This is a genomic window from Actinosynnema sp. NPDC059797 (assembly GCF_042732085.1).
In the GTDB taxonomy this organism is placed as follows: Bacteria; Actinomycetota; Actinomycetes; order Mycobacteriales; family Pseudonocardiaceae; genus Actinosynnema.
Window position 1 is genome coordinate 1 of record NZ_JBHWIE010000361.1, and the last position, 6,945, is coordinate 6,945.

Below are 6,945 nucleotides of genomic sequence, written 5' to 3' on the forward strand. Positions count from 1 at the left end.
TCGTAGTAGGCGCGGTAGTCCTCGCGGTAGGCGGCGTGCAGCTCCTTGAGCCGCGCGACGATCTCGTCCACGGTCGCGGTGCCGGGCAGGTCGACGACCAGCGGCTTGACCTTGGTGCGCAGGAAGTGGTCCGGGCACGAGGTGCCCAGCGCCGCCAGTGGCGCGAGCTTCTCCCGGGCCAGGAAGTCCAGCACGGCGTCGCTGTCGGTGTAGTGGCCGACCTGCGGGTGGTCGGTGGAGGCGAGACCCCTGAGGACGGGGAAGAGGGCGGCGGCCCTGGCGCGGCGCTCGGCCTCGGGCAGCGGCTCGTTGCCGGGCACGACCGCGCCGAACGGCTCCGCGCTCCCGTGCCGCGCCAGGAACTCCTCCGCCGTGCGGATGATCTCCAGCGAGTTCGCCTCGCACTCCTCGGACGTCTCGCCCCACGCGGTGATGCCGTGCCCGCCGAGGACGCAGCCGATCGCGGCCGGGTTGGTCCGCTTGACCTCGGCGATGTCCAGCCCCAGCTGGAATCCGGGCCGCCGCCACGGCACCCACGCGACGCGGTCGCCGAAGCACCGCTCGGTCAGCTTCTCCCCGTCGGCCGCGGTGGCGAGGGCGATGCCGGAGTCGGGGTGCAGGTGGTCCACGTGCGGGGCGTCGACCAGGCCGTGCATGGCCGTGTCGATCGACGGCGCGGCACCGCCCCGGCCGTGCAGGCAGTGGTCGAAGGCGGCGACCATCTCGTCCTCGCGGTCCACGCCGGGGTAGACGTCGACCAGGGCGCGCAGCCGGTCCAGGCGCAGCACGGCCAGCCCGGCCGGGGTGAGCGTGCCCAGGTCGCCGCCCGAGCCCTTCACCCAGAGCAGGTCCACCCGCTCCCCGGTGACCGGATCGGTGTCGCCGCCCTTGGCGGAGGTGTTGCCCCCGGCGTAGTTGGTGTTGCGCGGGTCGGCGCCCAGCCGGTTCGAGCGCGCGACCAGCTCTGCGACGGTCGTGTTGTCGGTCATGCGGGGAGGCTCCTCGTAGGGGTGGTCAGGACCAGCCGGCCTGGGTGCCGCCGACGCGCTCGGCGGCGATCTTCTCGGCGTAGCCGGAGGCGCGGTAGGCGGCCATGGGGTCGCGCGGCAGGCCCCTGGCCTCGCGGCGGTCGGCCAGCGCGCCGCGCACGTCGGTGTGGAAGGCGTCCATCAGCACGTCGTGCGCGCCGATCACGTCACCCGCCTCCTGCGCCGCGGTCAGCGCCGCGGTGTCCACCAGCAACGCCTTGGCCAGGGCCTGCTCGACGTTGAGGACCGAGCGGATCTGCCCCGCGACCTTGTCCTCGATGTTGTGACACTGGTCGAGCATGAAGTTCACCCCGGACCCGGGACGGTGCGCGCCGACCGCGACGATCTCGACCATGATCCGGAACAGCTGGAACGGGTCCGCCGACCCCACCATCAGGTCGTCGTCGGCGTAGAAGCGGGAGTTGAAGTCGAACGCGCCCAGCCGCCCGACGCGCAACAACTGCATCACGATGAACTCGATGTTGGTGCCCGGCGCGTGGTGGCCGGTGTCGAGCACCACCTGCGCGCGCTCGCCCAGGGCCTGGCAGTGCAGCAGCGCGGTGCCCCAGTCGGGAATGTCCATCGCGTAGAAGTACGGCTCGAAGAACTTGTACTCCAGCAACAGCCGCTGACCCGGGCCCAGCGCGGCGTAGACCTCGGCCAGCGAGTCGGCCAGCCGGTCCTGCCTGCCACGCAGCGAGTCCTGGCCCGCGTAGTTCGTGCCGTCGGGCAGCCACAGCTTCAGGTCGGTCGAACCGGTGGCGGCCATGACCTCGACGCAGTCGAGGTGGTGGGCGACGGCCTTGGCCCGCACCCGCGGGTCGACGTGGGTCAGCGAGCCCAGCTTGTAGTCCTCGTCCTGGAACAGGTTCGAGTTGACCGCACCGATCCGCACGCCCAGCCCCTCGGCGTGAGCGGCCAGCGCGTCGAAGTCCTCGACCCGGTCCCACGGGATGTGCAGCGAGACCCGCGGCGCCAACCCGGTCAACCCGTGCACCCACGCCGCGTCGGCGACCTTCTCGAACGGATCACGCGGCGTACCCGGCGTGCTGAACACCTTGAACCGGGTGCCGGAATTCCCGTACGCCCAACTCGGCACCTCGACGGTGAACCCGTCGAGTTCCGACAGCACCTCCTGCAGGGTCATCACACGTCGTTCCTCTCCGCAGCGGGTGACTGGTGTGCACCGACCGTATCTGAACTTGGAACGTTTCACAACCGATCCGTCGCACGTGATGACGGCCATCCACCACACCCGCACCTTCCTGCTAGGCTTCGCCGACACGCGACCTCTCGAGCGTTTCATCTCCGTGCCGCGTCGCTGACGAAGGAGGGTGGGCGGTGTCCGCGCCGAGCATGAAGGATGTCGCCGCGCACGCACGCGTGGCCGTGGGCACGGTGTCCAATGTGCTCAACCACCCCGAGTTGGTCGCGGAGAGCACGCGCAAGCGGGTGCAGGCCGCGATCGCGGAGCTGGGCTTCGTGCGCAACGAGTCGGCTCGCCAACTGCGCGGCGGTACGAGCCGCACCCTCGCCTACGTCGTGCTCGACACCCGCAACCCCTTCTTCACCGACGTGGCCGCCGGCGCCCAGCAGGTGGCGGAAGACGCCGGGCTCGCGATGTACCTGTGCGACGGCGGCGAGGACCCAGCCCGCCAGGCCCGCTACCTCGACCTGCTCGAGCAGCAGCGCGTGGAGGGCATCCTCATCACCCCGGTCGCGGAGGACGAACCGCGGATCGCGGCGCTGGTGGCCCGGGGCACGCCCGTCGTGGTCGTCGACCGGGGCGCGGGCCCGGACCGCTGCTCCGTGTCGGTCGACGACGTGCTCGGCGGCGACCTCGCCGTCTCCCACCTGCTCGACGCCGGCCACCGCCGGATCGCCTTCATCGGCGGCCCCCGCGCCATCGGCCAGGTCGCCGACCGCATCGCGGGCGCCGAGCAGGCCCTGACCCGCGCGGGAGCCGAGCCGCTCACCGTGCTGGAGACCGCACGTCTCGACGTCGCGGAGGGCAGGCGCGCGGGTGAGCGGCTGGCCGGGCTGCCCGCGGCCCGGCGGCCCACCGCAGCGTTCTGCGCCAACGACATGCTCGCACTGGGCCTGCTCCAGCAGGCGGTCCGGCTCGGCTTGCGCGTGCCGCAGGACCTGGCGATCATCGGCTACGACGACATCGAGTTCGCGGCCGCGGCGGCGGTGCCGCTGACTTCGGTCGCTCAGCCGCGTCAGCTCCTGGGCCGCACGGCGGCGGAGCTGCTGCTGGCCGAGGCCCGGAACCCGAAGGGGCACGTGCACCAGCAGCGGGTGTTCGAGCCCGAGCTGGTGGTGCGCGAGTCCACCAGCATGCGGCGGCTGGACGGCGTCGCCTGACCGGGTGACGTCCGACTGCGCTGCGGCGGGTCCTCCGGGCGGCCGACCGCGAGTGCCCATCTGCCGCGAGCGCGTCCGCCCGTGAGCGTGCGTCCAGCAGCGGTTCCAAGCCGGCCCCGCCCTCGCCGCCCGCCATCGGATTGAAACGTACCAGTACGGCTCTGCACAGCGCGTACCGCCTTGAACACGATGACGCAACGATGAACGGCCCATCTCGGCGAAGTTGCCGGATGACCGTTGACGGTTGGTCCGAGTGGCCTCTAACCTCGCCCATCATTGAGGAATTGAAACATTTCAGTTAGGAGATGCCGGATGCACAGAGAGCATGCGACTCCACTGCTGGAGGTTCGGGGTGTCTCCAAGTCGTTCGGCGCTGTGGCGGCCGTCCGGGAGGTGTCGTTCCCGCTGTACGGCGGCGAGGCGCACGCGCTGGTCGGGGAGAACGGCGCGGGCAAGTCGACGATCGTGAAGATGCTCGCCGGCGTGCACGAGCCGGACACCGGGGCCATCGTGAGGAACGGTGAGGAGATGCGGTTGGTCGGGCCCGCCGCCGCGCAGGCGGCCGGGATCGCGGTGATCTACCAGGAGCCGACGTTGTTCCCCGACCTGTCGGTGGCCGAGAACATCTTCATGGGGCGGCAGCCGCTGGGTCGGTTCGGGCGCATCGACCGGGCGGTGATGAGGGCCGAGGCGGTGCGGCTGTTCGAGCGGCTCGGTGTCCGCTTGGACCCGGACCGGCCCGCGCGAGGGCTGTCGATCGCCGACCAGCAACTGGTCGAGATCGCCAAGGCGTTGTCGCTGCAGGCGCGCGTGCTGGTCATGGACGAGCCGACCGCGGCGTTGTCCGGCGTCGAGGTGGAGCGGCTGTTCGCGGTGGCGCGTGCCCTCTGCGAGCAGGGCGCGGCGGTCCTGTTCATCTCCCACCGCTTCGACGAGGTGTTCTCGCTGTGCCAGCGGCTCACCGTGATGCGCGACGGCACGTGGGTGTCGACCGATCCGGTCGCCGACCTGACCGTCGACCAGGTCGTGCGGCGGATGGTCGGGCGCGAGGTGTCGACGTTGTTCCCCAAGCAGGACGTCGAGCCCGGTGACGTCGTGCTGGAAGTCGACGGGCTGACCCGTGACGGCGTGTTCTCCGACATCGCGTTCTCGGTGCGGGCAGGCGAGATCGTCGCCCTGGCCGGACTGGTCGGTGCCGGCCGCAGCGAGGTGGTGCGCGCGGTGTTCGGGATCGACCGCTACGACGCGGGCGAAGTCCTGGTGGCGGGCAAGCGGCTGGCCGCCGGCTCGCCGTCCGCCGCGGTGGCCGCCGGGATCGCGCTGGTCCCGGAGGACCGCCGCCAGCAGGGCCTGGTCATGGAGATGTCGATCGAGCGCAACGCGACGCTGACCCGCTTGAAGCCGTTGTCACGCCTGGGTCTGCTCGGAGGTCGGGCCGAGCGCCGGTCCGCTCTCGAGTGGACGAAGCGCTTGCAGGTCAAGTACGGGCGGCTCGCGGACGCGGTCGGCACCCTCTCCGGTGGCAACCAGCAGAAGGTGGTGCTGGCCAAGTGGCTGGCGACCGGTCCGCGGGTGCTGATCGTCGACGAACCGACCCGGGGCATCGACATCGGCACGAAGGCCGAGGTGCACCGGCTGCTCTCGCGGCTCGCGGCCGACGGGGTCGCGGTGGTCATGGTGTCGTCCGAGCTGCCCGAGGTGCTGGGGATGGCCGACCGCGTGCTCGTCATGCACGAGGGGCGGATCACCGCCGAGTTGAACCGCGCCGAGGCGACGGAGGAAACGGTCATGTTCGCGGCCACCGGCCAGAAGGAGGCAGCCGCGTGAGCACCCGACTGACGGCGTCCGCGCCTCCGCTCGCGGGGTCGGACGGGAGCAGGAGCCGGTTCGTCCACAAGCTGTGGCTGGCGCGCGAGTTCGGCATCATCGTGGCGCTCGGGCTGCTCGTGCTCGTGACCACCTTGAACAACTCCGCCTTCCTGTCCCCGCAGAGCCTGCGGGACCTGCTGCTCGGCGCGGCGATCCTGGTGGTCCTGGCGGTCGGGCAGACCGTGGTGATCATCTCCCGCAACATCGACCTCTCGGTCGGCGCGGTGCTCGGCCTGGTCGCGTTCGCGACCGGCAAGCTGCTCAGCTCCGCGCCGGGCACGCCGACCGCGGTCGCCGTCCTGATCGGCATCGGACTGGGCGCGGTCTGCGGTGTGGTGAACGGTGTGCTGGTGGCGGCGGCACGGGTGCCCGCCCTGGTCATCACCCTCGGCACGCTCTACGCGTTCCGCGGCATCGACCACTCGTGGGCCCAGGGTCAGCAGATCAACGCCTCGGACATGCCGCGCTCGTTCCTCGGCCTGGGCACGGGGACCCTGCTCGGCATCCCGGTGCTCGCCGTCATCGCGGTGGTGGTCATGGCGGTCGCAGGCTTCTACCTGCGGTCCTACCGCAGCGGGCGCGAGCTGTACGCGATCGGCTCCGAACCCGCCGCCGCGCGGCTGTCCGGCATCCCGGTCGGGCGCAGGGTCTTCACCTCCTTCGTGCTCTGCGGCGCGCTGGCCGGCCTTGCCGGCGTGCTGCACGCGGCGCGCTTCGGCACCGTCGACGCCACCGTCGGCACGGGCATCGAGCTCCAGGTCGTCGCCGCGGCCGTGGTCGGCGGCGTGGCGATCTTCGGCGGCAGCGGCAGCGTCTACGGCGCCGCCCTCGGCGCGCTCCTGCTGACCACCATCGGCAGCTCCCTGGCGGTGCTGCGGATCAACCCGTTCTGGCAGCAGGCCGTCGTCGGCGGCCTCATCCTCGCCGCGATCGGACTGGACCGGCTGCTGGCCATCCGGGCGGCGAACCGTTTGCGAGGGAGGTCGTCCCATGGCGCGTGACACGGTGGCCGCGGACAAGCGGGGCTCCGCGATGCGTTCGGCGTTGCTCCGCTGGGACACCGCGCTCCTCGTGGTGCTCGCTGCGGTCGTGGTGCTCGCCGGGGTGCTGGTCGAAGGGTTCGCCAGTGGGCGGAACCTGCAGTTCCTGCTGCTCGACGTGGTCGCGATCGCGCTGATCGCGCTGCCGCTGACGCTGATCGTCATCACCGGCGAGATCGACCTGTCGGTGGCCAGCACGCTCGGCCTGTGCAGCGCGGTGATGGGTCAGCTCTGGGTGGCGGGACTACCACTGGAACTGGTGGTGGTGCTCGTCGTCGGCCTCGGCGCGGTCCTCGGCGCGGTGAACGCCGTGTTCGTGACCAAGTTCGCGCTCCCCTCGCTCGCGGTCACCATCGGCACCCTGGCCGCGTACCGCGGTCTGGCGTTCGTGGTGCTCGGCGACCAGGCGGTGGCCGACTTCCCGTTCCTCTGGACCGACGCCGCCAACAGCACCGTCGCAGATGGCGCCGTGCCGTGGGCCGCCGTGATCACGATCGTTCTCGCCGTCGTGTTCGGCGTGGTGCTGCACGCGACCCCGTTCGGCCGGTCCCTCTACGCGATGGGCAACAACGCCGAGGCGGCGACGTTCGCCGGCATCCGAGTGGCCCGCGCGAAGTTCTGGCTGTTCGTCGCTTCCGGCG

6 protein-coding genes are annotated in these 6,945 nt (G+C 71.5%); 4 read left to right on the plus strand and 2 right to left on the minus strand.

Features of this window, described 5'->3' with window-relative positions; translation table 11 throughout:
* Positions 1–989: class II aldolase/adducin family protein (locus ACFV4N_RS37025; protein ID WP_499677331.1), on the minus strand; the 989-nt coding region annotated here is incomplete at its 3' end.
* A gap of 25 nt (positions 990–1,014) precedes the next feature.
* On the minus strand, positions 1,015–2,175 hold the full coding sequence (gene rhaI, locus ACFV4N_RS37030) for an L-rhamnose isomerase (protein WP_499677332.1): 1,161 nt from the start codon (positions 2,173–2,175) through the stop codon (positions 1,015–1,017).
* Between the two features lie 209 nt (positions 2,176–2,384).
* Between rhaI and ACFV4N_RS37035 the strand changes: the two genes are divergently transcribed.
* The 4 genes from ACFV4N_RS37035 to ACFV4N_RS37050 all read left to right on the plus strand — a co-directional run.
* Positions 2,385–3,395 (plus strand): LacI family DNA-binding transcriptional regulator, encoded by a 1,011-nt coding sequence (locus ACFV4N_RS37035; RefSeq protein ID WP_499677336.1) that lies wholly within the window; start codon positions 2,385–2,387, stop codon positions 3,393–3,395.
* A gap of 312 nt (positions 3,396–3,707) precedes the next feature.
* Positions 3,708–5,222, plus strand: coding sequence for a sugar ABC transporter ATP-binding protein (locus tag ACFV4N_RS37040; protein ID WP_499677333.1), 1,515 nt, complete (start codon positions 3,708–3,710; stop codon positions 5,220–5,222).
* Positions 5,219–6,265, plus strand: coding sequence for an ABC transporter permease (locus ACFV4N_RS37045; RefSeq protein ID WP_499677334.1), 1,047 nt, complete (start codon positions 5,219–5,221; stop codon positions 6,263–6,265). Before ACFV4N_RS37040 ends, ACFV4N_RS37045 begins: the two co-directional genes overlap by 4 nt.
* Positions 6,255–6,945, plus strand: a 691-nt coding sequence (locus tag ACFV4N_RS37050) for an ABC transporter permease (RefSeq protein WP_499677335.1), incomplete at its 3' end; no start/stop codon positions are given. The genes ACFV4N_RS37045 and ACFV4N_RS37050, both read left to right, overlap by 11 nt.

Coding starts and splice junctions, on each gene's coding strand:
- rhaI (WP_499677332.1), bottom strand. CDS start 2,175: ATGACCCTGCAGGAGGTGCTGTCGGAACTCGACGGGTTCACCGTCGAG.
- ACFV4N_RS37040 (WP_499677333.1), top strand. CDS start 3,708: ATGCACAGAGAGCATGCGACTCCACTGCTGGAGGTTCGGGGTGTCTCC.
- ACFV4N_RS37035 (WP_499677336.1), top strand. CDS start 2,385: ATGAAGGATGTCGCCGCGCACGCACGCGTGGCCGTGGGCACGGTGTCC.